The sequence below is a fragment of the Mesorhizobium sp. M0633 genome, from assembly GCF_040320645.1.
In the GTDB taxonomy this organism is placed as follows: Bacteria; Pseudomonadota; Alphaproteobacteria; order Rhizobiales; family Rhizobiaceae; genus Mesorhizobium.
In genome coordinates this window covers 1-23608 of sequence record NZ_JAMYQC010000046.1, presented here as the reverse complement: position 1 = coordinate 23608, position 23608 = coordinate 1, and the positions used below count along the sequence as shown (strand labels likewise).

Here is a 23608-nt window from a genome sequence, read left to right as displayed (position 1 = left end):
TGCGTCATGTATCGGCAACCCAAAATCATTTTCCTACTGGCTGCGGCCATCGCAGCAGTTGGTTCTTGCTCGAGCGCTCTTGCGGCCAGCGAGTATGTCGTTGTCGCTGTCGATCCTCCCGCGGACAGCCCTCAGCTCGGCAAACTGTTCAGACTGGGCGACCTCGTGCATATCGAGGGTGGATCGACTGTCACTTTGATGGGTGACGACGGCTCGGTCACTGCGTTGCCGGGACCTGCGGATGTTGTGGTGACTGACGACGCATCGGGTTCTGGATCAACCTCTAACGGGGCGGCGGGCGCTTCTTCGAGTTTGACTGCGATTTCGGATCTATTGGGGAATGCCGCTGGTCAGCTCCAAACCATAGGTGGGTCTCGTGGCATTTCCGACACGACGGCCGCCACCTTGGAACCTTGGATGGTGCCGGTCGAAAATCGTCTGACAGGCTGCGTTTATGACCTCAAACTGGAGCTTTGGCGCCCACCGGGGCACAGGGCGGATGTTTCGGTTGCCTATAATGAAGAGTCGCTGGCGACAAGCTTGGTCTGGGACAAGGACACCCCAATTTTGGCAATTCCCGGAAACGTGCCACCGGATCTTCGATCCGTTGAGTTGGTGATCGACGATGAGTCGGTTCGAATGCGTATCGTGCATTTGCCCACCGGCCTCAGCCCGTCGGATCATGTGGGACTGTATGCCTGGATGATAGGAAGCGGGTGTCTTCTTCAGGCATCCGCACTGATCCGGAACTTGGCTAACCGATAGACCACCAGGGGTGGTCACTTCACGGCGCACTGGAAGCGGTAGAGGCGCGCCTTCGCGTCAACCACCGCCATATCGAGGCAACTTCTCGATGGCGCGCTAAGGAAAGCGATCGCCTTGTGCCCAGCGGGTACGCCGACTGAAAGTTTGCGGCGCACGAATTTAACGCTTTCGTTGACGTAGACTTGGACGGTTGCCGAATAGCGGCTGAAGTAGATACCCAGGTGGCAAAACGTCGTGCTCTGTTGCGAGGCTATGCTGGATCAGGTGGTCCGTCCAGAAGAGTTCTTCCTGCAGAACCGGCGATCTCGAGATGCCACCGACCCTCCGCATGCCCCCTCGGAACGCTGGAAGTGGGATGGTGCGTCGCACAAAAATATTGCAATGCACTATAAATGCCGTAACGTCAGTTTCGTAAATGAACGAGACGGCTTTTGTGAAAGGCCGTCCACCGGAAAGGATGGAAACTATGGCCAAGACCGCTGACACCGTTGAAAATACCTCATTCCCCACCTTCGACGCGTCGAAGGCTGCCGACCAGGTCCGCGCTGTCGCCGGAAAGGGCGTCGAGCAGTCGAAAGAAGCCTATGCGAAATTTGCGTCAGGCACCGAGACGACCCAGAAGGCTCTGCAGTCGAGCTTCGAAACCGCCAAGACCGTCGGCAACGAGTTGTCGCTGAAGACAATTGCTGCTCTGCGCGCCAATGCCGAAACCGGCTTCTCGCACCTCGAAGCCCTGGTTGCCGTGAAGTCGCCGTCCGAGTTCATCGAACTCCAGACTGCCTTCTTGCGCACGCAGCTCGAAAAGACCGTCGAGCAGGCCAAGGAATTTCAGGCCGTGACGACCAAGGCTGCCGAAGATGTATCGAGGCCGATCAAGGATGTCGTTGAAAAGGCGATGAAAGATCTCAAAGTCGCCTAATTGAGTCTAAGCGATCGGAAATAACCGCGAAACAACACCTTCTCCAGCCGGTCTTTTTCCTTTTGTCGGATGCTCTTTGGTGCCTGCGTTGCCATGGCGGTACGGGCATAGCTCTCTCGGCTGCGATCATCCGCACAATCTGACGGCGGCGAGCGACGAGCCCGGCCAGGGCCTCGGCTTCGGTGCCGCGCAACGGGCACTTGCCGCTTGCTCGACCCAACGAAGGCAGCGTTACAGCAGCATCGGTGGTGTCGGTCCTGGCCCGCTTGCCGAGCGCATTGGCGTAGGCTGTCACCTGCCCCGGATTGACCACGACAACCGCCAGGCTAGACTGGCACCCTGGCCAAAGCGGCAACGGCTAAGCGCGATATCCTGCCCCATTCTTGGCACGTCGAGCCTTTCAGCCGTGATCCGTGGACATTCGCCTGCGGCAAATTCAGCTCGGCCTTCGTTGCACGGATGGCGGTGCGATGCGGCCTTTCGTCTGCGACTGGCTGCGCGGACGCCGTCAAACGGCAGAAAGTTCAAATCCATCATGTTGGCTCATTGCCAAAGCACCGCTTCAAGACAACAATGACCTCGACGCCGGCGCGCCAGACGCGCACAAAAAGAGCGTTGGAGGAAATGGAGGAGGAAGCCGCTGGCCAAGTCACGGACGCGCTATGCATGCGGCGTTTCGGTGCTCACCACCGACGAATCTGACGCGGATGCGTTCGCCCGGGCGGTGGCAGCGGAAGCAGCGGCCATTGACGCCGGGTTTGCCCTCCTGTTTTTCTCGCAGAGCCTCATAGAGGCCGTCGCCCTGTCGGAAGCGCTGAAGACCCACGCGCCGGCGCTCCACTATGCCGGCTGCTCGACAGCCGGTGAGATAACGCCCAAGGGGCTGGAGGAAGGCCAGATCCTGGCTATGCTGCTTCCCTCCGTATCGTTTTCGGCAGCCAGCACCATGGTCGAAAATCTGTCCTCATCGGGCATGGACGGGATTACCGGCGAAGTCGAGGCGCTGAGGCGTTCGTTACACGAGCGCCTCGGGCACGAGCGAGCCGACACCACTTTCGCGCTCTGCTTGATCGACGGCCTGTCTTATGCCGAAGAAGCGGTGACTTCCGCCATCCATTGGGGGCTCGACGACATCCCACTGATCGGCGGGTCGGCTGGCGATGATTTGAAATTCGAGACAACGCGGCTGATCTCGAACGGCAAAGTGACCTCCGACAGCGCCATCATCGTGCTGATCACCACGGAAATTCCTTTCCACGTGTTCAAGACCGACAATTTCGTTCCCACCGACGAGAAGCTGGTAGTGACGGCATCCGATCCCGACCACCGCATCGTGCGCGAATTCAACGCCACCATTGCCGCCGAGGAATATGCCGCCTCGGTCGGCGTCGTCGCGCAGATGCTGACGCCACTGAGTTTTGCCTCGCACCCGGTGGTGGTGAAAGTCGGCGGCGAATTTTACTGCCGTTCAATCCAGAAGATGCATGCGGACGGCTCGCTGTCGTTCTTCTGCGCCATCGACGATGGTGTCGTGCTTGCCGTCGCCCAGCCTAAGGACATGGTCGAGGCGACCCGCGCCGCCCTCAGCGACGTCAGCGAAAGGCTTGGCGGCATCGACCTGATCCTCGGTTTCGACTGCGTGCTGCGCCGGCTCGACGCGCGCAATCGGCAGGTTTATCGCGAGATTTCGGAACTCTACAAGGTCAACAACGTCCTCGGCTTCGGCACCTATGGCGAACAGTACCGTTCGATGCATCTGAACCAGACCTTCACCGGCATCGCCTTCGGCGAACGCAAGGCGGCCGAAGCGGCAGAGTAGGAAATCCGGGATGCCGCTCAGGAACATCGACGACCTGGAAAGGCTGAAGAAGATCAACGCCGCGCTGATCAGCCGCGTCGAGCGTTCCATGGACCAGCAAGGCAATGCCTTTTCGCTGTTCCAGACCGCCATTTCGCTCGAGAGCCGGGTGCGCAGCCGCACCGAAGAGCTGCATTCGACCTTGCGCCGGCTGGAGCAGTCGAACATCGACTTGAACGCAGCCAAGGAAAACGCCGAGCTGGCGAACCTATCCAAGACCAGGTTCCTGGCGGCCGCCAGCCATGACGTGCTGCAGCCGCTGAACGCCGCGCATCTGTCGGTCTCGGCGCTTGCCGAAGTACAGTCCAGCGAGGAAGGCAGAAAGCTGGTCCGCCAGGTCGAGCGATCGCTGGAGACGATGGAGGACCTGCTCCGCACCTTGCTCGACATTTCCAAGCTCGATGCCGGCGTCGTGCAGCCCGACATCACCGATGTCAGCCTGGAGACGCTGTTTTCGTCTCTGCGCTCGGATTTTCAGCCGGTTGCGGAGATGAAGGGGCTGACGCTGAAGTTCCGGCCGGTCAATGCGCTCGTTCGTTCGGACCGAACCTTGCTGCGCCGCATCCTGCAGAACATCCTGTCCAATGCACTGCGCTATACCCGCTCGGGCGGCGTGTTGGTCGGCACCAGGCATCGCGGCGACACGATCCGCATCGATGTCGCCGATACCGGCTGCGGCATCCCCGACGACCAGCGCGAGGCGGTGTTCGAGGAATTCCATCGCGGCGTGATCCCGACGGATGCCGGGCTTGCCGCCGGCGGGCTGGGGTTGGGGCTGGCCATCGTGCGCCGCATCGCCGCGGCCCTCGGCCATCCCGTCACGTTTTCGTCGAAGGTCGGACATGGCACGATTTTCCATATCGACGTTCCGGTCGGGATCGGCGACACGGCCGATCCAATCGCCAGCACCGTCGACATGGAGCGGCCGCGCGGCTACGGTCTGTTCGGCACAAGGGTGCTGCTGGTCGAGAACGACATCGACGTGCTGCAGGCGATGACCTCCCTGCTCGAGCGCTGGCAATGCCTGGTGCGCCCCGCCACCTCGACCGGTGACGCGCTCGATTTGCTTGGCGATACCGACTGGTTGCCAGATATTGTCATAGCCGACCAGCATCTCGACGGCGGCGACCTCGGCACCACCACAATCGCTGAGGTCCGTGATTATCTCGGTCGCGCCGTGCCGGCCCTCATCGTCACCGCCGACGGCTCGGAAAATGTCGCCAAGGCCGCCCGCGCCGCCGGCATCGAGCTGATGCGCAAGCCGCTGAAGCCGGCCCAACTGAGGGCGTTGCTGGCACATCTGCTGGCTTGAACTGGTCGTATCTTCCCAGCACACGGGTCACCACTGGTGCTCAATGCCGTGCCGCGCGCGCGCTGGTCGAATGGACCCGTGAAAAGCTCTCCGGCAATTCGGCCGTGGATGCGTTGATCATCGAAGAATTCGAGCGCGGATCAGCCTTCCCGACCAGGATGTCTGCGGCACGCTGCAGACCGCGCTTGAAAACGCAGGCGCCGTTTTCATTGCCGAGAACGGCGACGGTATCGGCGTTCGTCTGAACTGAACCGCTCGGAGGTCAGGCGGATCGGCGTTCTGGAGAATGAGGGCGGCATCGTCGGAACGGACGCCGCTCCATAGGATTGAGGTCTTCGGGGGTCAATGAATTCACGGTCGCAGCCGATCGCTGGACAATCCAGAATCGGCATCGGCTTGACAGTGCAAACAAGAAGGGTGGCCCTCAATGCCGGTTATCTGGAACGATCTCACCGAAGAGGAGCAAACGGCACTCAAGAGAATGAACCGCGGACCTTACCCATCTCTATCGAAAGTCTTGGCCGAACGGCTTGTCTTCCTCGGATTGGCGGAAGAAAGACCGAGCGGGACCGGGATAAACAGGGCCGGAAGAGAGCTGGTGATAACTACGCTGCTTGGTGCTCGCCCTGACTAACTTGGGGTTGATGCCCGCCAAGGTGCACCGAGGTGGCTGGCTTGACTTCCCGGATTGCTTCACCAACTATGGTCTTATGAACGCCGCAGTCAAAATTCATCGCGATTTTCTTTTCCGGGTTTGTCCCATAGCGGGAATGTAGCCCCCGGCTCAGTTGCCATACGCCCTGAGCCGAGGGGGCGATGCGTTAATCCACATGGCATGATCCGCAGGGGCGCGAGCTTCTGGAGCATCGGCGTTTTCAGCAAGTTTTTCCACGAATTGACTCAGTTCCGGCACCCTTGGTGGGCGGCTGGTCCGGGCAGAAGCACGAGTATTCAAGTGCAAGACAACACGAAAACCCGGCGCAAGCCGAACATCCGCATCTCGCAGTCGGATCATGCGCGTCTATCGGCGATTGCGAGCACTGTGGCTGTACGAAATCCGGAAGCTTCCGATGAACTGCTCGCCGAACTCGAGCGGGCGCGTATCGTCGCCGATGGTTCGGTCTCCGCTGACACCGTCCAGATGGGTTCGTCGGTGACGTTCAAGCCCGATACGGGCGACGCGAAAACAGTCACGCTGGTTTTTCCCGCCGATGCGGATATCTCCGAAAACAAGGTTTCAATCCTCACGCCGATCGGCACGGCGCTGATCGGACTCTCGACCGGACAATCAATTACGTGGATCGCACGCGACGGGCGCCTGCACGAACTTTGCGTGCTTGCCGTGAGCCAGCCCGCTCTGCAAGGCGAGACAGCCGATCGGCGCGCACCAGCGTCTTCGACGATTGCGGCGGGCATCTAGGTATGGGCGTTTCCTTCCGTCTCCTCAATCATGCAGGCAGCCTAATCGCGGGAGTCTGACCCCTGCGCCGGCCTATCCAAGTCCGGCACAGGGTAGCTTTCCACACCCGATCAATCGCTTGATGCCGTATCCCGTTTCATGGGCCGGCTGGAGACGCACCATGCCCACTATCGATAGCTGCCAACTGACCACTAAGGGCTACACCATTCTTGAGGTGATGCGGGAACGCCATCCGGCCCGCAGCGAAATCCTCTCGACTATCCTTGACCGGAAGATTTCGAGCGCGGTTATAATGTTTCGGGATGACATTCCCGCAACCGTCGTGACGCTCAGCAGCCGCGTGGCTTATCGGGTAAAGAAGCCGCAAGGCGCGAAAGATTGAAGCTGGCAGGGGGTGTAGAGCCGGGCTCGTCGCGACCGGACGGACCGGTTCTCCGCGTCGTCCATCGTTCGGAGGAACTGCAGGACAAAGCGGAGAACAAAGTCGTGGCGGCTTCAACACCGGTTTCAACGACCCTGGTCCATCGGCCGCCTGAGATCTCGACTATTCCGAAGGCTGTGCAGGCGGGTAGACAAGCGTTCCGTCGTCCCGTGCCTTCACGCCGTCGGTGAGTTTCGCCGGCTCGACCTTGTCATGGCCCATCAGATGAAAAACGGACTCGCCGCGGCTGATCAGGTAGTCCGCGACGATCCTTCTATGACAGCGCCACCAGAGCGTTTCCGAGCACATGATGGCGCACCGCCGCTGCCTGCCGAGGGCCACCAGCCGATCCAAGCCGCCAAGAAACTCCGCCGACAGCGCGTAGTCGGCGTAGTTGTGAAAACTCTGGTTGATCCAGAATGCGTTGAGCGTCGGTGGAATGTCGTGTGCCTTGCCGCGCAGTCCGCCAAGCTCTGCGATGTATTCATATCCGACCCCGAACGCTGCCAGGCTTTCCGTAAGCATCTCGCTGTTGAATTGCGGGTTCGCCCGCGATCGTCGAACGGTCCTGATATCGACCACCAAGGCGATCTCTCCGACCCGCAGCAGGGCGACGAATTCGGCAATCGACCGGGTCGAGTGACCGATGGTGTGGAACGGATAAGGCATGTCGGTCAATCCGTGGCGATCCATCCTTCCAGGCACGCGAACCGTGGCTTCACGCTTGGAGGGACGATCATTTCACAACTTGCTTCAATCCACGTAGCGCTTCCTGCACGTCGGCTCGCGCCTCGCTTGCTTCCGGATACACGGCATAGGCCGGATAGGTGAATTCCGGCGCGCCTTCCACGACCTCCAGCTGCCCCGCCTCGATATGGGGAGCTGCGGCGCCCCTGCGAAAATAACCCATTCCGCCGGCGCGCAGAATGTAGCTCAGTCCAAGCGGCCCAAGGCCGACCATCAATCCCGGCTCGCCGAAGGCAGAAGAACTCGCATCATGCTGGGCCGCAAACAGCGGCCCCCAGTCGACATAGACATAGTCCTTGGAGCCGACCGGTCCCCCCTCTCTGTCCGTGGTCCGAACCAGAACGAGCTGCTCTTCGACGAGAAGCTCTACCCTGAAACCCGGTAGCAGCTTCGGCGCATAGAGCACCGCAATGTCCAGAACCCCAGTCCTCAGTTGCTCGAGGAGCTGGTCCGGCACGCCGACTTGGGCTTGGATGGCGATTTCCGGCCTGGCCTTCTTCATCCAGACCAGCCAGTCGAGCAGTAGTGGGTTCCATAAGCTGAGCTCTCCGCCCAAGGCAACGACGCTTGTCCGTCCCGATGGGATGGCGAACTGGTGCCGTGCCCGTTCCCAGATTTGCACGAATGACTGGGCGAACCGCTCGAACTCCCGGCCCGCCGGCGTCAGCTGCGCGCCATTGCGGTTGCGGATAAAGAGCTGACGTCCGAGCTCTTCTTCCAGCGTGCGTATCCGCGCGCTTACCGTGGTCTGGGTGACGTGGAGCCGGTCGGCGGCTTTCAGAAAGCTGCCGGAAGGAACGATTTCCAAAAACGTGCGAGCGCGGTCGATGTCCATTCTGGCTTTCGGTTCAGTGCAATATTCTTGCATCAATACAGCATTTAATTCCATTTGCCTTCCTGTTTTACGCAGCGCACCGTCCATGAGAGCGAGATGGTTTCCACTGCAACGGTCAATGGAGCGCGCAATGTCTGATCAGGAAGATGTTTCCCTGGAAACGCGAGAGTACGCCTCTCCTCCGTGCTTCATGCACGAACTTGTTCCAGGATGCGGCATCGACTCGGTTGTGCAGGAAGCCTGGCCGGATGTCTGTCGATGGCGCAAGGCGGAACGCAAGCGTCTGATCGATGGGCGTCTTGCGGTCGACGCCGACGAACGCAATGCGAGGTCTTTGCGTATCGCTTCCGCTCTCGATCTGGCTGTTGGCCGGGTGAGTGGGCGGATCGTCAGCGGCTATTGGCCATTCCGCGGTGAGCCGGATCTACGCAACTGGGCGATAAAGGTGATCGAGCGCGGCGGGCGGATTGCGCTTCCGGTCGTCATCAAGAAAGGCTGGCCGCTGGAGTTTCGTGTCTGGGGACCGGGAGACCCTCTGGAACGCGGCATCTGGAACATTCTTGTCCCGTCACACGGTCCATCGGTCCAACCAGATGTGGTCGTCGCGCCCGTTGTCGGTTTCGACCAGGCCAATTATCGCTTGGGTTATGGCGGCGGCTTCTTCGACCGGACCCTGGCGGCCGCGCCGAAGCGGCCTCTCGTCATCGGCGTCGGCTACGCGGGCAGCAGGATCCCGACCATCTATCCGCAGCCGCACGACATTCCGATGGATGTGATCGTCACCGATGAATGAGTAAGTGCACGCAAGGCCTGATCCCCTTGTGACGGCCGATTGCAGATGCCGTCCATCGTTGAGTCGTCTTGCCTGCCAACAGTGAAGAGCAGGAAGCACATCATGTCTAATCCAGCCACGGCCTTGGACGATCACAAGCCCCGATTTGTCGTCAGGTGGCTGTTCTCCACCAACCACAAGGATATCGGGACGCTTTACCTGCTGTTCTCGATCATGGCCGGGGTTTTCGGTACAGCGCTTTCCGTGTTGATCCGCATGGAGTTGCAGGAGCCGGGCCTGCAGATATTTGGCGATCCGGGGGTCTTCAACGTCGTCGTCAGTGCCCACGGGCTGGTCATGATCTTTTTCGTCCTCATGCCGGCACTGATTGGTGGCTTCGGCAACTGGATGGTGCCGATCATGATTGGCGCCCCCGATATGGCCTTTCCGCGCTTAAACAACATCTCATTCTGGCTGCTGGTGATGTCATTCATCCTTTTCATCACCTCAATGTTCGTTCCAGGAGCGCCCGGCACGCTTGGCCATGGCGGCGGCTGGACGCTCTACCCGCCCTTGTCGACTGATGGCCAGCCAGGCCCCGCGGTCGACCTCGTCATTCTGTCAATCCACCTTTCGGGTGCCTCCTCAATCCTTGGCGCTATCAACTTCATCACCACCATCTTCAATATGCGCGCGCCTGGCATGACGATGCACAAGATGCCTTTGTTCGCCTGGTCGATGCTGGTTACTGCCTTCATGCTTCTAATGTCGCTGCCGGTGCTCGCCGGCGCCATCACCATGCTTTTGACCGATCGCAATTTCGGCACGACCTTCTTCGCGCCCTCCGGCGGCGGTGATCCGATCCTCTACCAGCATCTGTTCTGGTTCTTCGGCCATCCCGAAGTCTACATCATGATCCTTCCCGGCTTCGGCATCATCAGCCATGTCATCTCGAACTTCGCCAGAAAGCCGATCTTCGGCTATCTCGGCATGGCCTACGCGATGGTGGCGATCGCCGCGATCGGCTTCATCGTGTGGGCGCATCATATGTATACGACCGGCCTGTCCGTGGACACCCAGCGTTACTTCGCCTTCGCCTCGATGGTCATCGCCGTTCCAACCGGCGTAAAGGTGTTTTCGTGGCTGGCGACTATGTGGGGAGGATCGATAGAGTTCAAGACACCGATGCTGTGGGCTCTCGGTTTCGTGCTGCTGTTCACCATCGGGGGCGTCACCGGCATCATGGTTGCAAACCCTGGTATCGACCGCGTGTATCACGACACCTATTTTGTGGTCGCTCATTTTCATTATGTGCTGTCTTTGGGCGCGGTCTTCGCCATCTTCGCCGGCTTCTACTACTGGTTTCCGAAGATGACCGGCTACATGTACAACGAAACGATGGGCAAGCTGCATTTCTGGGTCATGTTCATTGGCGTCAACCTGGCTTTTTTCCCGCAGCATTTTCTCGGCATGGCCGGCATGCCGCGACGCTATGCCGACTACCCCGACGCTTTCGCCGGCTGGAATTTTGTCTCGTCGATCGGGTCCTACATTTCAACGGCCGGCCTTATCGTCTTCTTCATCACGGTAGCGGAAGCCTTCAGCCGCAAACGTCAGGCTGGCGCCAATCCATGGGGCGAAGGGGCGACCACCCTCGAATGGCTGCTGCCGTCGCCGCCACCCTTCCACCAATGGGAAAAGCTGCCGCGCATTATCTAACACTCGCCTCCAGTTCCAAATCGGCGTCTGTTATTGTCGGGAGAACGTCATGAACGAGACCACAGATCCAAACAACCAGATCCTGCTCGTAGCAATCGTCGCGTTTTATTGGGCACTACTGGGATGTTGGGACCAACTGCTGCCGCGCTCGGGCGAAGACAAGACCAAGCGGGGCGACGCCGTGACTGAGCAACGAAGCGGCGTTGCCGATTATAGTTCATCGGCGGGCCAGCCCGTGGATGTGATCCGGGACATCGATCCCAATTTTGACCTGGCGGCGTTTCTGGCCGGCGCCAGGACGGCTTATGAAGTTATCCTGCAGGCCTACGCAGATGGCGACATCCAAACGTTTAAACGCCTTGTCGGGCCGGAAGTGCTTGAGACCTTCGAACGAACGATTGCCGGGCGCCGGGATCGGGAAGAGACGCTGCAGCTGACCCTCATCGGCATGAGTGAAGCAAAAGTCATCGACGCTCTTGAGGAGAATGGCACCGTAGAGATCGCCGTTCGCTTCGTTTCCGAGGTGGTCAGTGTCACCTGTTCAGCCAACGACTCGGTCGTCGCTGGCGATCCCAAGCTGATTGTTGAGGTGATCGATACGTGGACGTTCGCCCGCGAAACCCAGTCAACGAAGCGCGACTGGATGTTGATCGCCACCGAGGGCGACTAACGCAATCAATTCGAGATGACACGGTTCAGTCGGCCATTTTCAAGCAGCGAGCGGGTAGCACTGCCGGAAATCTACTCTCTGAACTGCTAGAATGCGAAAGTCGGTTCTAAATATACCAGCACCGAGCACAGCCCAAGGCATTGCAGACGCGCCTCTTCTCGCGCAATCCGCAAGGCTGGCTGCTTCGTGGGCCACTACATCTCAATCAGGACGTAGGCGACACCAAAGACAATGCTCATCAGAACACCAAACCATGCCCACCCCTTCAATGCGGCGCGCACGTCCTCAGGCTCAGCGCCTTTCTGGTTGTCGTGTCGTCCATAATCAGATCCAGGTTTGTAGATGGCTACTTCGTACAAAATCAATAAAGGGTGGCAACCCCAATCCTCCTCGCAAAGCGTTCGCGCGAGATTCGTGCTCTTATCTTTCTTCGAGAACGGCAACGGCCGTTTACATCGCATCTTATAATTTGACGCGGACAGGGCAAAACCACACTTGCAGACGCGCAAGCTAGACAAGCTCGAGAATTTCTTGCACAAGGTCCGTCTGGTCTGTTGATTATGCTGGAACATCTATCCAGCCTGAGACGTCCTCGCCCGTGCCTAGATCGCATCGAGTTATAGCAGACGTCCCGTGGCGAAAAGCGGCTTCCCAACGCGGCAAGCCGGAGGCCTGCTCTGCAATATTCAAAAAGTCATGACGATCATTGTAGCAGGAGTCCGCCGGCCGGTGTGGTCGCAAAGGTTCCTTCCCTACTCGAACATGATCCGAGCGGCGCCTCTTTTGGCGAGCAACATTCTCCGAGCTTCCTGGATCCGCTCAGCCTGTTGTTTGGTATATGGACCCATCGGCCGGGTCTTTTCATCGCCGCGACGAACACGGCAATACCAGCGGCCGCTGTCCGAGAAGATTTCAACCAGGGTCGGTGCATCATTAGCCGCCTGCTTGGCGACCTCGTCGACGAATTTCACGATCTTTGAATAACGCTGGACGGGAGCAAGCGTGTCCAAGCCACTGGTGATACCTAGTTCCTGCTGCACTGTGGACATAGTCGAACTCCTTTCAGTCACAACCAACATTCCGCTTCGCCCTTCTGAGTCTGAATGCGCGTTTTTTCGGAAGCCGAAGCTAGCTTGCCATTTGGCGCTCCATTTCCACCTCGGCCTCCAGACTTTCAACGTCGCGGAAGATCGAGGCGACAGCCAGCGTGCGCCCTTCTCGTTTGAAGCGGAGCAGGCAATCTTTGGCGCCAATGTCACCGTCCACCGCGATCTCGTCCCATTGTCCGGCATGGCCGACATAGTTTATGGAAACATCGTAGTGCTGGCTCCAAAAGAACGGCACGGCCACGAACTTCTCGCGATGGCCGAGCATGTTGAGCGCCGCGGTTTGCCCCTGCCTCTCGGCAACCACCCAATGCTCGACCCGAATGTTCTCGCCACTGTGAGGATCTGGCCACCTCGCAATGTCGCCGGCGGCGAATATCCCTGGTGCGCTCGTCTCCAGAAGCGCGTTCACAACGACACCGCGATCGAGGCTAAGCCCCGCCTTTTCGGCGAGCCCGATCCGCGGTCGCACGCCGATGCCGGCCACGACCAAGTCCGCTGTCAATGTCTTGCCGCTGTTGAGTTTCACCGTCCTGCCGTCAATGCTGCTCGCGGTGTCCTCGAGATGGAAAACAATGCCGTTCTCCTCATGGAGGGCGCGGATGAAGTCGCCCATTTGCGGACCCAGGACCCGGTCCATGGGTCGCTTATCTGGCGCCACGACATGAACGTCGATGCCGCGCGAGCGCAAGGCCGCTGCAACTTCCAGGCCAATGAAACTGGCGCCAAGCACGACGGCGCCTCGCGCAGTCGTGGCTCGCTCAATGATCGCCTTGGAATCTGCGAACGAGCGCAGCGTGTGTACGTGTGGCTGGTCGGCGCCGGGTATGGTCAGGCGCATCGGTTCGGCCCCGGTTGCAAGGAGTAGCCTGTCGTAAGGAATCCTGCCTTCATCCGCGAGGACAACCTCGCGGGAATGCAGGTCGAGGCGAACGGCCTTCGTATCGAGACGCAGGTCGATGTTGTTTTTTGAATAGAACTTCCCCCCGCGGAGCGGAATCCAATCTTCCGGTGCCTTTCCGGCGAGGTAGTCCTTGGAGAGGTTCGGCCGGTCGACGGGCGGGGCTTGGTCATCGCTGATCATGACGATTCTGCCCTGGTACTGCTCGCGCCGCAGTGTTTCGGCCGCAGCAAAACCAGCCGCGCCGCCACCGACAATGACGATTTTCTCGGGAGCCTGGCCAGCGCTTCCGTCGCGCGGCTTCGGTGCCGTCCGTTTGAGTTTCTCGCCGACAAATATCCGGCCATCTCGCTGTTGCACCGACCAGCACGCGAGTGGATTGAAGGCAGGCGCTCGCAAGGCCTCGCCCGTACGCAAATCGAAGCACGCGTGATGCCAAGGACAGCGGACGGTATCCTGCACCACAAGACCATCGACAAGCGGCCCGCCGTAATGCGTGCAAGTCGCCCCGATCGCGAAGACCTCGGTCCCGCGGCGCACCAGTAGCACCTGCTCATCGCCGCAATAGCCGACTAGCTTGCCGCCATCTAGAAGGTCCGAGAACGCGATGCCCTGGATCAGATCCGGCCCGATCAATTTAGTATAGTTTTCAGCCATTTTCTTCTCCTTGGCGATTTTATACAAAATCGCCCCTAGCGGAGCGGTGCTAGGCTAATCAGCCTATGAGCGCACAAAGCCAGCGCGTCTTCGAATTCTCGATTTCGCTTCCGGGTAACGTCCGACCAGAGCGGAACCGGCTCTTCACGCGCAATTTCCTGCCATTTCGGGCGTCATGCAAACGAATTTAATCGGCAATAGAGTGCAATTTTTGTGATAGCTGCCTGCGACCTCCCCGCCCCTCCCCCGGGTGATTACAGGATCGTTTGCCCCGTCTTCCCCCAGTCGGCAAGAAAGGACTCGAGTCCCTTGTCAGTGAGTGGGTGTTTGGCAAGGTTTCTGAGTGTTGTGGGCGGCACAGTCGCGATATCGGCGCCCGCCATTGCCGCCAGTTTGACATGAAGAGGGGTGCGAATTGAGGACGCCAGGATTTCCGTCGTGAAGGATTTGTCGTTGGCGTATATCGTGCGGATTTCTCGGATCACTTCCATGCCGTCCAGACCGAGATCGTCGAGCCTGCCGACGAACGGCGAAATGAAGGTCGCGCCTGCCTTGGCTGCGAGCAGTGCCTGGTTGGCTGAAAAGCACAGTGTGACATTGACCTTGTGCCCGAGCTGACTGAGTGCCCGGCAAGCCCTGAATCCATCCCAGGTCGACGGCACCTTGACGGCTACATTGGCGGCAATGCCGGCCAAACGCTCTCCCTCGGCGATCATGCCGTCGAAGTCGGTCGCGGTGACCTCCGCTGAAACTGGGCCCTCGATCGTCTGGCAAATTTCCTTGATCACATCTCTGATCGGTCGGCCGGTCTTTGAGATAAGGGACGGGTTTGTGGTCACCCCGTCGAGAATGCCAGCGGCAGCAAGCTCGCGAATTTCAGATATATCGGCGGTATCGACAAAGAATTTCATCGTTTTCTCCTCAACTGAGCGCGCCCATCGATGATTGGATGAATTTTCTCTGGTTTGGTTCCGGAGAGACGAGTTTGTTGTCGCTGTCGTGATCGCACGCCCTATGTCTTTGAACGCAATGGCAATGCAGGAGCGACGTGACCTCTCTATCGACGTCTCAGCAAAATCTCTCTAAGGGCAACGGCGTCGTTGTGGGCCTCGTCATGAGCCGAGTAGACGAGTGTGACGGCGCCTTGCCGTATCAGGTCGCGTAGTCGGTCGAGCTCATCGCGATGCTCATGGATTTCCGCCGCATATCGCCGGCGGAATTCCTCCCAGCGTGCTGGATCGTGTCCGAACCATTGCCGAAGCTTGGTGCTCGGCGCGAGTTCTTTCATCCAATAGTCGATGGAGGCCTCGGTCTTCTTGACCCCTCGCGGCCAAAGGCGGTCTACCAACACGCGCGTGCCATCGTCGGCGGCAGGGCTCTCATATGCCCTTTTCAATTTTACTCTCTCGTGAAAGATTTTTTCGCTCATCGACGTCCTGTCCTGTCCGTCTCCGTATCGTCAACAGCGTCGAGAAGCCCGGAGAATTCTCTTCTGAGGATTGCCTCGTCGGCTGCATCCGACACGAACACGAAGATGTCGCCGCGATATCGCTCGATCCAGTGGCGGCCGGCGCCGCTGGGAATGAGCGTATCGGCGCTGCAGGTAAAAGGATGTGTGAGGATGGAGAGAGCTTGCGCCCGCTCCAACCGGCGCTGCGCAGCATCCAGCGCTAAGCTTGGTGGAATTCTTCGAGCGTAGTGCTCACACTAACTATGTGGCAAGCGAAATTGATTGACATTTAAGCGCAATTTTTATGCTATGTCCGTCATGGACATCGAGCTCGCCCGCACCTTTATCGAGATCGTATCGACCGGAAGTTTCATTCGGGCCTCGGAGCGCCTGAATGTTGCGCAGACGACGGTAAGCGCACGAATCCGCAACCTCGAGCAGCAACTGGGCCGGGCCCTTTTTGTCCGCCACAAAGGCGGAGCTTCGCTGACCCCGGCCGGCGAGCAATTTCTGCGCCACGCCCCGATGTTCGTCCAACTGTGGCAACGCACCCTTCACCAGGTTGCCGTGCCGCCGGGACGCCGGGCTGTTCTGACGGTCGGCAGCGAAGTCAGCCTTGCGCAACCTCTGCTGCTTGATTGGGTCCGATGGATGCGCGGCTCGCTTGAGGATATTGCGCTTCGAGTACACGTGGATGTGCCGCAGGATTTGATCAATCAGGTCGCGTCGGGAATGGTCGACTTAGCTATCATGTACGCGCCCCCGCACAGACCGGGTTTGAAGATCGATCTGCTTCTGGAGGAAAAGCTCGTCCTTGTGACTACCAATTCCGAAGCGCGCGTGCTGGACGAATCCGATTATGTTTATATGGATTGGGGGCCGGATTTTGGACTTCACCACGGGATGAATTTCCCGAGTGCCGCGCCGGATATTTCTTTCGATCTCGGTCCGCTCGCTCTGAACTATGTTCTTGCGACTGGCGGCTCCGGATATTTCAGAATGAATTCAGTGCAGCCTCACATTGCGGCTGGCCGGCTGCATCTTGTGCCTGAGATGCCGCAGTTCTCCTATCCGGTCTATGCGGTGCAATCGGCAAGTGCGGACGAGAGTGTAGTTGGTCCAGCGCTGACGGGATTGCATTCCGTCGCAAGCGGCGACATCAAATTCTGAGAGTTCTAGTGGAGCGTCTAAATATCCGACTGGACTGACGGGAACAGAAGGTCGACCGTTGTTCCAATCTCTCGTTCACTGCTTATTCGTATCCGACCACCAACCATCTGGGTCAGTGCCTGCACTTGTGGCATCCCTATCCCGGTTCCCTTCTCACCCTTCGTCGTGAAGAATGGATCGAACACCTTCCGCAAGACTTCAGGAGCCATTCCGCAACCGTGGTCTTTGACGCGAACGCATGCGTAGGTTCCAGGTCCGGGCGGGTCAGGTTTCGCGGTCGTCTGCACCAAACGCTTGGTGATGACGCGGATCTCCCCGCCACTTGGCATCGCATCTCGTGCGTTCATGACGAGATTAAGCACCGCGGTGTCGAAAAGTGCGGGATCGATCAAACAGTCTGGGACACCGGAACCAAGCTCCAGCTTGACGCGGACATCGGCTCCCGCGCCATACCTCAGGAAAGGCTCGAAAGATGTGAGGAACTCATTCAAATTGCCGGCCTGGATATCGACTTCCTGATGCTTTGCGAAGGCCAATAGCAGTGACGTTAGTTCGATCCCTCGATCGATTCCTTCCCGCGCGGCCGCAATGTAGGCACGAACCCTTTCGGGCTCGTCGGCTCTTCGTTCAGCGAGCCCGAGCCCGGATTCTATTACTGCCAGGAGGTTTCTGAAGTCATGGGCAATACCGCCCGTCATCTCGCCCAAGGCGGCAAGCCGGTGCGTCGCACGCTCGCGTTGCTCGGCCGCAGTTCGGGCATCGAGAGGTGCGTCCGGCACTTGGGTCCGCGCGTCGCGTCCGGCCTGAGATGATGGTTGAGTTTCACACGCAAACACGCAGTCTGTCATGAAAGTCCCCTCACTCACGACACCCAAGAAACTCGCGCTCCCACTGGTATCGTCGTATTAGGTCCACTTGTTGCGAGGGCCGTGCCTTTCATGCGCATGATCTAAGCGCGCCGGACGACCCGTCTCGTCATGATGTCTTCGACAGTCGGGAATGCCTTGAGGGCCTCCTCCGGTAGGTCGCCATTTGCTCCAACCATTTCAGCCCAGCCATGTGCCTCTGGTTCGCTGACGATAATGCGGCCGACCATTCCGGCGTGCTCATGCGGGATACAATAATAGTCGTAGACCCCCTGCTCGGTGAAGGTAACCGAAAAGCTCTCGTTGGGCAGGAGATAGTCAGAATCCCAAGATTTTGCCGCCTTGGGCATCCGAAGCGGCCGCTCGAAGTTTGTGGGATTGTACGCCGTCGTCGTATGCGAATTGCCGGGATTGAGATTGGTCCAGCGGATCGTCTGTCCTGGTTTGATCAGAATGCCTATCGGGTCGAACCAAACGTGTGAACCGTCGGCGCGCCCTTGCATCCGGATTTTGATCGCGTCGCCGGCCAATACTCCCACAGTAGAGAGCGAGAGGGCGGCGGCAAGGCCCCCGCCCGCGCTTAGTATCTCACGGCGCGTGAGTGTCATTTGGCGACCTGGGCCTCGTCAGCGGCCGAGACATGCCACAGCACGACGTGGACATGCGGCTCTTCGACTCCCGGATGGCCGGCATTGTAGTAGACATCGACATGGTCGACATTGCCGCCGGGTGAAGCGAGATCGTCAAAACGCTTGTCTGGATTGAGCTCCTTGGTCGGCAGCATATAAATCGTGCTGACAAGCTTGCCATCGTGGTCATAGGCAAGGAATGGTCCGGCAGGCAATGTCGTCGGATCAACGAAAAGTTGGCCCATGCCCGGCAGGAAGTCCGGCAGCTTCACAAGCTTGCTGACCTGTTCGTACGGAGCGGCTGGCGGAGCTTTGGTGACCTCATCCGCCGCCATGGCGCAAAGCGAACTGCCCACTGTCAGGGCAACTGCGAGGACGAGTTTTTTCATCACGCTATCTCCTTGTTGAACTAAAAACGCGATGGCCGAAGATCTGGACTCAAAGAATCCGGTTTTCACTTGCTGGCGCGGCCTGTTCGCGTCCAGCCAGCAAGCAGGAGACTGTTCTGATCGTCAAACGAAATTAACTGGCATTTCAGTGCATTATTTCTGCTCGTCCAAGCGTGCCCTGTTTGCTTGATTTCGAAAAATCTTTCACTACCTCTGAAGTGCTATGAATATTTTCCATCTCGATTCCCGGCAGCCGAGACTCCTCAAAACGGGTCATTAGCCCGGACGCGAGAAAGCCTTGGCTTCGCGTCCGGGACAGCCAGCATCTCCACACCTCATCTGCCTTGCTTAACCAGTGCAGCTGAACGCTGATTTGCGATCGCGTTTGGATCGACTTGGAGTTGGCCCTGATGATCTCCCCCGTCTTGTCAGAGGAAGGCATTTCGCTTGACCTTGCGACAAAGGGAAAGCAATCAGCCTTATCAAAAATCGCGATCAGGATTGCGCGAAGAGCCGGGCTTGATGAGCAGGTGGTTGTCCGTGGTCTCTTCGACCGCGAGGATTTCGGCTCGACGGGCATAGGTCGTGGCGTCGCAATCCCGCACGCTCTACTGGGTATGATCTCTTCGCCTGTCGCGTCTTTGACACGCTTGGCCCAGCCGATCGATTTCGACGGCCCCGACGACGACCCCGTCGATCTCATTTACACTGTACTCTGGCCGCGCTCTGCCACTTCCGCCTTCCTCCCTGCCCTTTCGCAAATATGCCGGGTGCTTCGGACATCTCAAGTTCGGGAGCGACTCCGACAGGCACAGTCATCCGATGAGGCGTTGGCGATTCTCGAAACTGAGCCGCTTCCGACGCATACTTGCCGCGTCGGGCCTGGCGTCGTGATACCTAAGCAGTTCAGCAACGCCTTAGAATCCAGTGGCGCGGCACAAACCACGGCCAACTAAGAGGCTCGTCACCAGCGGATTGGGCCAGGCAGATCTGCTTCAGCTTCGGATTCCCACTTCATGCGTGCTTTGTCGCGCAATAACATAGATTGAATCTATCTTTTATGTCGCATCCATCGAGGAGCGAACCCAAGGCTTGAGCCCGCTCGCATTGGGGAAAAACAGGAGCGTCCAGATGAGTGAGAAAGGTCTGAGTAGGAGAACTATCGTCGTCGACGGCGTCCTGTTGCCGGACGTGCTCGACGAGACAATGATCCGCGGCGTGATCCACGGTTTTTATGACGAAATTCGTCGTGATGACATTCTCGGCCCCATTTTCCACGACCGGATTGAGCCCGACAAGTGGCCGCAGCATCTGGCGAAGATGTGCGACTTCTGGTCTGCGACGCTACTTCGGACTTCGCGATATGAAGGCCGGCCACTACCGCCACACCTGGCCATAGCCGGTCTCGGCGAGGCGCATTTCCGTCGCTGGTTAAAGTTATTTCGGGCAACGGTACACCGCATTTGCCCGCCCGAGGTGGCAGCGCTCTTTATGGAGCGCGCGTTGCGCATCGCTCACAGTTTCCGTCTCGCGGTCGCCTTCAGCCGTGGCGAGACTACGATTGGCATCGAACCTATTGCCGAGAAAGACCTGTGATGCCGAATTGGTTTGTTAGTGGTTCCCATAACAGCACGCCAACCCAAGAGAGGCACCGTTGAGGCTGACCAACTTCTCGGACTATGCTTTGAGGATGCTGATGTACGCGGCCTCCGCCGGGGATCGCCTGATCACGATCGAGGAGACTGCTCGCACCTTCAAGGTGTCGAAGACACACCTCAACAAAGTCGCCAATACCCTGACACGCGGCGGTTACCTGAAGGCGGTCCGCGGCCGTTCCGGCGGTCTTGTCCTGGGGCTCCGGCCCGAGATGATCCGAATCGGCGATGTCATACGGCTGACCGAGCCGGATTTCGCGGTTGTGGAGTGCTTCGCCACGGGAAACCAATGTGTTCTCACCGGCTCCTGCAAGCTTTCAAGCATGTTTGGCGAAGCGATCGCCTCCTTCCAGAGCACCCTTGACCGCTACACGCTGGCCGACGTCACCCTGATGCCTCAGGATTTCCTTGGCAAGCCGTCACCACTCCGAGTTTCCGGCGTGGCGCAAAGCGGCGAGTAAGGTCGACATCTCTCTACGATCGGAGACAAAATATTGCGCCGCGAAGGATCAAGAGCCGCACCATCTCATCGCGTGATCAATTTGAGACGGCGCAGGCGGCCGTCACAGACCGGACGTATGTTCGATTTTTCCCGCACGGAGACGAGCCATGGCTGAACCAAAGAAGAACCATGAGCAGATAACGAAGCAATTTGAATCGGGTATCGACCCGGACAACAGTCTGTTGCCGATGCTGGTCGGCGGCCTTGTCCTTATCGTGATCGGCGCGATCATAGTCATGATGTTTGTCTAGTTCGCAATGAGGGCTGTGGCGCAATCGAGAAAGCGGCCTCGTGACTTGGGCGCCGCAAGCAATGCCGCGGCGCCCACGAGCTAGCTGGTATTGACTGTTAAAGATTAGAGAGGTCTTCGCGACCTGCACTGGCAGCACCCAATTCGGAAACGCTCATCCGCTGGAATGTGCCCTGACCGAGATGAATCCAACTCTTGCCCACGGAGGTGCCAGATAGTGGTCCGCATACCCACTTTCTATTTCCTGCTGCGGGTTGGTCGGCGACACGAGCGTTTTCACCGCACCGAGCGGGAAGCCGATGACGAAGGAGAGAGGCGCGGGTTGCTTAGCTGGTGGCCGGAACGTGAGAGCCGTGGCTAGTCTAGTCCGATTGCGGTGACACGAGTGCGGTCGACTACGGTGACAGTGCGCTTTTTAGCGAGCGCTCTCAAAACCCCGCCGGATCGCGAAAAAGCTCGGCATTGTCGAGCTTCGAGACCTCGATCACCGCCTGTGTGCGGCTGTAGACGTTGAGCTTGCGCAGGATTTCGGAGACATGCGCCTTGACTGTGGTCTCGCCGACCTGCAGTTCATAGGCGATCTGCTTGTTGAGCAGGCCCTGGCGCAGCATCTGCAGCACTTTGAGCTGCTGCGGCGTCAGCGTAGCCAGGCGCTGCACCATCTCGGCGCGGTCGGTGCTGTCGGCGTCGCGCGGCCGGCCTTCATAAGTCTCGGGAACATAGATCGCGCCTTCCATCACCGAGCGAATGGCGGCCGCAAGGTCGCTCTTGCGCGCCGATTTCGGGATGAAGCCGGCCGCACCGTACGACAGCGCCTCTGAAATGATCTTCGGTTCCTCATAGCCGGAGACGATGACCACCGGCAGGCGCGGATAACGCGTCCTGAGCTGCAGCAGCCCGTCAAACCCATGCACGTCGGGCATACTGAGATCGAGCAGCGCCAGGTCGAACGGCTTGGCATCCGTCAGAAGCTCGAGCGCCTCGGCAATCGAGCGTGCCTCGACCGTGTCGACTTCCGGATAGGCCATCTGCACGGCACTATGCAACGCCTCGCGAAACAGCGGATGGTCGTCAATGATCAGGAACCTGGCGCGATCGGTCATCAGCTTCATTTCGGTTTGGTCTGGCCTAGAATAGTCCTGCAACCATGGCCAGCTTATTGGCAAATAGTACATTGCCATCTTGGCCGGCTAAAGCAGAATGTGTCCATGATTTCCGCGGCGCCACGCGGCAGATGTGGCCGTTCTGAAATGCAATGCCTTGCCCGGTGGGCCAAATCGGCCGAATGTGCCGGCGACAGATCCATTGAAACAGAGACAGGTCGTGACGGACTTCCGGCTTCGCGTGACAGCCAGTGACCGCCGGCTTTCGCACTGTTGCCGGCCGCCACACGACGCTTCCCCGACGCCCGCCTTGTTCGCGGCCGCACCGATGGTATGGGCTGGTCCGGGGTCGCGCTGGTACACGGGCTGGTTTCCTGGACAAAACGCAGCAAAGCTGATGGTGCTGCCGTTCAAGCCCCGCCAGGCGCTCGATATCGTACTGGTAAGGAGCACCACCTTGCCGCCATCGCGCTTCGGGCGCGACTTTGCCCGCGATATCCAAGCTGTAGTCCACGATCTGGGCCGCGCCGAGCCAGAACCAACTGATCGCAGTCGCTGATCTTGAAGCTATACGATCCGGTTGGACCAATTTCAGCATATTCCCGTTGAGCCCAACGCCCCCCGAGGCTGACAGCACGTCGGCAATGACTTACGAAGCGTGTCCGTCTACGCGCTCGCCTGCGTTCGTTCCAACGCCTGGGACCGGGCGATTTCGTCCGGCCCCAAAGATAGTGTCTGATCAGTCGTTAGGCCGGCAACGCGCCGGACCGCTTGGCCGTCCAGGTGGCGATATAGTCCATCAGTCCTGGATTGAGGCAATCATAAGGTTCGAGCCCGATCGACTTCAGCTGTGACCTTATGCCGTCCATGCGGCTCGGATCGACACCGGACTCGATGATCGAAGAGACAAAGGCGGTGAAGCCCGGCGGCGACCAGCCGTCTTCCTGGAAGCGTTCGGGATGGATGAAGGACAGCCCCTTGAAAGCGTGGTCGCGCTCGACCGGGCCGTGCATGTGGACGCCGCAGCCTGTGCAGGCATGGCGCAGGATCAGCGCGCCCGGATCGACGATCTTCAGCTTGTCGCCGTTTTCGGTCACCGTCACGTCGTTTGTACCGGCAACCGCCACGACCGAGAACAGCGCGCCTTCCGGCTTCCAGCATTTGGTGCAGCCGCAAGCATGGTTGTGGGCGATCTGGCCCTTGACCTTCACCTTGACCGGGTTGCTGGTGCAGGCGCAGACCAGCGTGCCGCCGGCAAAGTCGGCCTTTTCCCGTGGCAGTCCATTGTCGATTTTAGGATGCAGTTTTTCCGGCATTTTTGTCTCCTCCCGTGTTGAACATCTGCATTTTTCGGCCGCTGGCTGGTTAGCCGGCGGCTTTCTCCTCCTCAGTAAACCACCACGCTCCTGATCGACTTGCCTTCATGCATCAGGTCAAAGCCCTTGTTGATGTCCTCGAGCTTCAGCGTGTGGGTGATCATCGGATCGATCTC

27 protein-coding genes are annotated in these 23608 nt (G+C 59.0%); 15 read left to right on the top strand and 12 right to left on the bottom strand.

All coding sequences use genetic code 11. The annotated features are described in order from the left end of the window. Positions 1-6 precede the first annotated feature (6 nt). The 6 genes from NKI47_RS31240 (at position 7) to NKI47_RS31215 (ending at position 6656) form a co-directional block, all read left to right on the top strand. Positions 7-765: a hypothetical protein gene (locus NKI47_RS31240; protein ID WP_352594996.1), complete on the top strand. Its 759-nt coding sequence runs from the start codon at positions 7-9 to the stop codon at positions 763-765. 457 nt (positions 766-1222) lie between these two features. Then, positions 1223-1684 carry a phasin gene (locus NKI47_RS31235; protein WP_352594994.1) on the top strand — a complete coding sequence of 154 codons (462 nt, stop codon included), beginning with the start codon at positions 1223-1225 and terminating at the stop codon, positions 1682-1684. A gap of 679 nt (positions 1685-2363) precedes the next feature. After that, positions 2364-3503, top strand: coding sequence for an FIST N-terminal domain-containing protein (locus NKI47_RS31230; RefSeq protein WP_352594991.1), 1140 nt, complete (start codon positions 2364-2366; stop codon positions 3501-3503). A 10-nt stretch (positions 3504-3513) separates the two neighbouring features. Then, positions 3514-4854, top strand: coding sequence for an ATP-binding response regulator (locus NKI47_RS31225; RefSeq protein ID WP_352594988.1), 1341 nt, complete (start codon positions 3514-3516; stop codon positions 4852-4854). Positions 4855-5689: 835 nt separating this feature from the next. After that, positions 5690-6274, top strand: a complete 585-nt coding sequence (gene rnk, locus NKI47_RS31220) for a nucleoside diphosphate kinase regulator (RefSeq protein WP_352594986.1) — start codon at positions 5690-5692, stop codon at positions 6272-6274. Between the two features lie 160 nt (positions 6275-6434). Next, complete coding sequence (locus NKI47_RS31215; protein ID WP_352594984.1) at positions 6435-6656, top strand: GreA/GreB family elongation factor; 222 nt, start codon at positions 6435-6437, stop codon at positions 6654-6656. Between the two features lie 162 nt (positions 6657-6818). On the opposite strand, the gene NKI47_RS31210 is transcribed toward NKI47_RS31215, so the two are convergent. Both NKI47_RS31210 and NKI47_RS31205 read right to left on the bottom strand, forming a co-directional pair. Next, on the bottom strand, positions 6819-7364 hold the full coding sequence (locus tag NKI47_RS31210; RefSeq protein WP_352595032.1) for a DUF488 domain-containing protein: 546 nt from the start codon (positions 7362-7364) through the stop codon (positions 6819-6821). Between the two features lie 67 nt (positions 7365-7431). Beyond that, complete coding sequence (locus NKI47_RS31205) at positions 7432-8364, bottom strand: LysR family transcriptional regulator (protein WP_352594982.1); 933 nt, start codon at positions 8362-8364, stop codon at positions 7432-7434. Positions 8365-8407: 43 nt separating this feature from the next. Between NKI47_RS31205 and NKI47_RS31200 the strand changes: the two genes are divergently transcribed. From NKI47_RS31200 to NKI47_RS31190, 3 genes are all read left to right on the top strand, one after another. After that, a complete protein-coding gene (locus NKI47_RS31200) occupies positions 8408-9070 on the top strand; it encodes a 5-formyltetrahydrofolate cyclo-ligase (protein WP_352594979.1) in 663 nt (220 codons plus the stop codon). Between the two features lie 102 nt (positions 9071-9172). Continuing rightward, entirely contained in the window at positions 9173-10768 is a 1596-nt protein-coding gene (ctaD, locus tag NKI47_RS31195) for a cytochrome c oxidase subunit I (protein WP_352594977.1), read from the top strand. 49 nt (positions 10769-10817) lie between these two features. Then, complete coding sequence (locus NKI47_RS31190) at positions 10818-11438, top strand: Tim44/TimA family putative adaptor protein (protein ID WP_352594974.1); 621 nt, start codon at positions 10818-10820, stop codon at positions 11436-11438. A 194-nt stretch (positions 11439-11632) separates the two neighbouring features. On the opposite strand, the gene NKI47_RS31185 is transcribed toward NKI47_RS31190, so the two are convergent. From NKI47_RS31185 to NKI47_RS31165, 5 genes are all read right to left on the bottom strand, one after another. Further along, on the bottom strand, positions 11633-12010 hold the full coding sequence (locus NKI47_RS31185) for a hypothetical protein (RefSeq protein WP_352594971.1): 378 nt from the start codon (positions 12008-12010) through the stop codon (positions 11633-11635). 180 nt (positions 12011-12190) lie between these two features. Continuing rightward, positions 12191-12487, bottom strand: a complete 297-nt coding sequence (locus tag NKI47_RS31180) for a hypothetical protein (RefSeq protein WP_352594968.1) — start codon at positions 12485-12487, stop codon at positions 12191-12193. 79 nt (positions 12488-12566) lie between these two features. After that, on the bottom strand, positions 12567-14102 hold the full coding sequence (locus NKI47_RS31175; protein ID WP_352594965.1) for an FAD-dependent oxidoreductase: 1536 nt from the start codon (positions 14100-14102) through the stop codon (positions 12567-12569). Positions 14103-14356: 254 nt separating this feature from the next. Beyond that, positions 14357-15013: a fructose-6-phosphate aldolase gene (gene fsa / locus NKI47_RS31170; protein ID WP_352594963.1), complete on the bottom strand. Its 657-nt coding sequence runs from the start codon at positions 15011-15013 to the stop codon at positions 14357-14359. Positions 15014-15159: 146 nt separating this feature from the next. Next, a complete protein-coding gene (locus NKI47_RS31165) occupies positions 15160-15531 on the bottom strand; it encodes a DUF488 domain-containing protein (RefSeq protein WP_352594961.1) in 372 nt (123 codons plus the stop codon). A 339-nt stretch (positions 15532-15870) separates the two neighbouring features. Here NKI47_RS31165 and NKI47_RS31160 point away from each other — a divergent pair, with 339 nt between their 5' ends. After that, positions 15871-16722, top strand: coding sequence for a LysR family transcriptional regulator (locus NKI47_RS31160; protein ID WP_352594959.1), 852 nt, complete (start codon positions 15871-15873; stop codon positions 16720-16722). Between the two features lie 17 nt (positions 16723-16739). Here NKI47_RS31160 and NKI47_RS31155 read toward each other — a convergent pair whose 3' ends face one another. The 3 genes from NKI47_RS31155 to NKI47_RS31145 all read right to left on the bottom strand — a co-directional run bounded on the left by NKI47_RS31155 (position 16740) and on the right by NKI47_RS31145 (position 18606). After that, entirely contained in the window at positions 16740-17570 is an 831-nt protein-coding gene (locus NKI47_RS31155) for an ATP-binding protein (RefSeq protein ID WP_352594957.1), read from the bottom strand. A 101-nt stretch (positions 17571-17671) separates the two neighbouring features. Next, positions 17672-18196 carry a plastocyanin/azurin family copper-binding protein gene (locus tag NKI47_RS31150; protein ID WP_352594956.1) on the bottom strand — a complete coding sequence of 175 codons (525 nt, stop codon included), beginning with the start codon at positions 18194-18196 and terminating at the stop codon, positions 17672-17674. Continuing rightward, complete coding sequence (locus NKI47_RS31145; RefSeq protein WP_352594954.1) at positions 18193-18606, bottom strand: DUF5602 domain-containing protein; 414 nt, start codon at positions 18604-18606, stop codon at positions 18193-18195. The genes NKI47_RS31150 and NKI47_RS31145 overlap by 4 nt, the downstream gene beginning before the upstream one ends. 410 nt (positions 18607-19016) lie before the next feature. Here NKI47_RS31145 and NKI47_RS31140 point away from each other — a divergent pair, with 410 nt between their 5' ends. From NKI47_RS31140 to NKI47_RS31125, 4 genes are all read left to right on the top strand, one after another. Beyond that, on the top strand, positions 19017-19562 hold the full coding sequence (locus NKI47_RS31140) for a PTS sugar transporter subunit IIA (protein ID WP_352594952.1): 546 nt from the start codon (positions 19017-19019) through the stop codon (positions 19560-19562). A 175-nt stretch (positions 19563-19737) separates the two neighbouring features. Then, positions 19738-20202, top strand: a complete 465-nt coding sequence (locus NKI47_RS31135; protein ID WP_352594949.1) for a group III truncated hemoglobin — start codon at positions 19738-19740, stop codon at positions 20200-20202. Between the two features lie 58 nt (positions 20203-20260). Beyond that, on the top strand, positions 20261-20722 hold the full coding sequence (locus NKI47_RS31130) for an RrF2 family transcriptional regulator (protein WP_352594947.1): 462 nt from the start codon (positions 20261-20263) through the stop codon (positions 20720-20722). Between the two features lie 148 nt (positions 20723-20870). After that, positions 20871-21014: a hypothetical protein gene (locus NKI47_RS31125; protein WP_352594944.1), complete on the top strand. Its 144-nt coding sequence runs from the start codon at positions 20871-20873 to the stop codon at positions 21012-21014. Positions 21015-21441: 427 nt separating this feature from the next. Here NKI47_RS31125 and NKI47_RS31120 read toward each other — a convergent pair whose 3' ends face one another. Then, entirely contained in the window at positions 21442-22125 is a 684-nt protein-coding gene (locus NKI47_RS31120) for a response regulator (protein WP_023679211.1), read from the bottom strand. Positions 22126-22513: 388 nt separating this feature from the next. Between NKI47_RS31120 and NKI47_RS31115 the strand changes: the two genes are divergently transcribed. Beyond that, on the top strand, positions 22514-22675 hold the full coding sequence (locus tag NKI47_RS31115; RefSeq protein ID WP_352594941.1) for a hypothetical protein: 162 nt from the start codon (positions 22514-22516) through the stop codon (positions 22673-22675). 187 nt (positions 22676-22862) lie between these two features. On the opposite strand, the gene gfa is transcribed toward NKI47_RS31115, so the two are convergent. Next, on the bottom strand, positions 22863-23432 hold the full coding sequence (gfa, locus tag NKI47_RS31110; protein ID WP_352451333.1) for an S-(hydroxymethyl)glutathione synthase: 570 nt from the start codon (positions 23430-23432) through the stop codon (positions 22863-22865). Positions 23433-23608: the final 176 nt, after the last annotated feature.

Bases quoted from the DNA above. Each gene is read 5' to 3' on its own strand.
- NKI47_RS31185 (WP_352594971.1), bottom strand. From the start codon at position 12,010: ATGTTCCAGCATAATCAACAGACCAGACGGACCTTGTGCAAGAAATTC.
- NKI47_RS31235 (WP_352594994.1), top strand. From the start codon at position 1,223: ATGGAAACTATGGCCAAGACCGCTGACACCGTTGAAAATACCTCATTC.
- ctaD (WP_352594977.1), top strand. From the start codon at position 9,173: ATGTCTAATCCAGCCACGGCCTTGGACGATCACAAGCCCCGATTTGTC.
- NKI47_RS31240 (WP_352594996.1), top strand. From the start codon at position 7: ATGTATCGGCAACCCAAAATCATTTTCCTACTGGCTGCGGCCATCGCA.
- NKI47_RS31190 (WP_352594974.1), top strand. From the start codon at position 10,818: ATGAACGAGACCACAGATCCAAACAACCAGATCCTGCTCGTAGCAATC.
- NKI47_RS31160 (WP_352594959.1), top strand. From the start codon at position 15,871: ATGGACATCGAGCTCGCCCGCACCTTTATCGAGATCGTATCGACCGGA.
- NKI47_RS31210 (WP_352595032.1), bottom strand. From the start codon at position 7,364: ATGCCTTATCCGTTCCACACCATCGGTCACTCGACCCGGTCGATTGCC.
- NKI47_RS31205 (WP_352594982.1), bottom strand. From the start codon at position 8,364: ATGGACGGTGCGCTGCGTAAAACAGGAAGGCAAATGGAATTAAATGCT.
- NKI47_RS31200 (WP_352594979.1), top strand. From the start codon at position 8,408: ATGTCTGATCAGGAAGATGTTTCCCTGGAAACGCGAGAGTACGCCTCT.
- NKI47_RS31140 (WP_352594952.1), top strand. From the start codon at position 19,017: ATGATCTCCCCCGTCTTGTCAGAGGAAGGCATTTCGCTTGACCTTGCG.
- NKI47_RS31225 (WP_352594988.1), top strand. From the start codon at position 3,514: ATGCCGCTCAGGAACATCGACGACCTGGAAAGGCTGAAGAAGATCAAC.
- NKI47_RS31145 (WP_352594954.1), bottom strand. From the start codon at position 18,606: ATGAAAAAACTCGTCCTCGCAGTTGCCCTGACAGTGGGCAGTTCGCTT.
- NKI47_RS31155 (WP_352594957.1), bottom strand. From the start codon at position 17,570: ATGACAGACTGCGTGTTTGCGTGTGAAACTCAACCATCATCTCAGGCC.
- NKI47_RS31165 (WP_352594961.1), bottom strand. From the start codon at position 15,531: ATGAGCGAAAAAATCTTTCACGAGAGAGTAAAATTGAAAAGGGCATAT.
- NKI47_RS31180 (WP_352594968.1), bottom strand. From the start codon at position 12,487: ATGTCCACAGTGCAGCAGGAACTAGGTATCACCAGTGGCTTGGACACG.
- NKI47_RS31120 (WP_023679211.1), bottom strand. From the start codon at position 22,125: ATGAAGCTGATGACCGATCGCGCCAGGTTCCTGATCATTGACGACCAT.
- NKI47_RS31175 (WP_352594965.1), bottom strand. From the start codon at position 14,102: ATGGCTGAAAACTATACTAAATTGATCGGGCCGGATCTGATCCAGGGC.
- NKI47_RS31150 (WP_352594956.1), bottom strand. From the start codon at position 18,196: ATGACACTCACGCGCCGTGAGATACTAAGCGCGGGCGGGGGCCTTGCC.
- fsa (WP_352594963.1), bottom strand. From the start codon at position 15,013: ATGAAATTCTTTGTCGATACCGCCGATATATCTGAAATTCGCGAGCTT.
- NKI47_RS31215 (WP_352594984.1), top strand. From the start codon at position 6,435: ATGCCCACTATCGATAGCTGCCAACTGACCACTAAGGGCTACACCATT.
- gfa (WP_352451333.1), bottom strand. From the start codon at position 23,432: ATGCCGGAAAAACTGCATCCTAAAATCGACAATGGACTGCCACGGGAA.
- rnk (WP_352594986.1), top strand. From the start codon at position 5,690: ATGATCCGCAGGGGCGCGAGCTTCTGGAGCATCGGCGTTTTCAGCAAG.
- NKI47_RS31135 (WP_352594949.1), top strand. From the start codon at position 19,738: ATGAGTGAGAAAGGTCTGAGTAGGAGAACTATCGTCGTCGACGGCGTC.
- NKI47_RS31115 (WP_352594941.1), top strand. From the start codon at position 22,514: ATGGTGCTGCCGTTCAAGCCCCGCCAGGCGCTCGATATCGTACTGGTA.
- NKI47_RS31125 (WP_352594944.1), top strand. From the start codon at position 20,871: ATGGCTGAACCAAAGAAGAACCATGAGCAGATAACGAAGCAATTTGAA.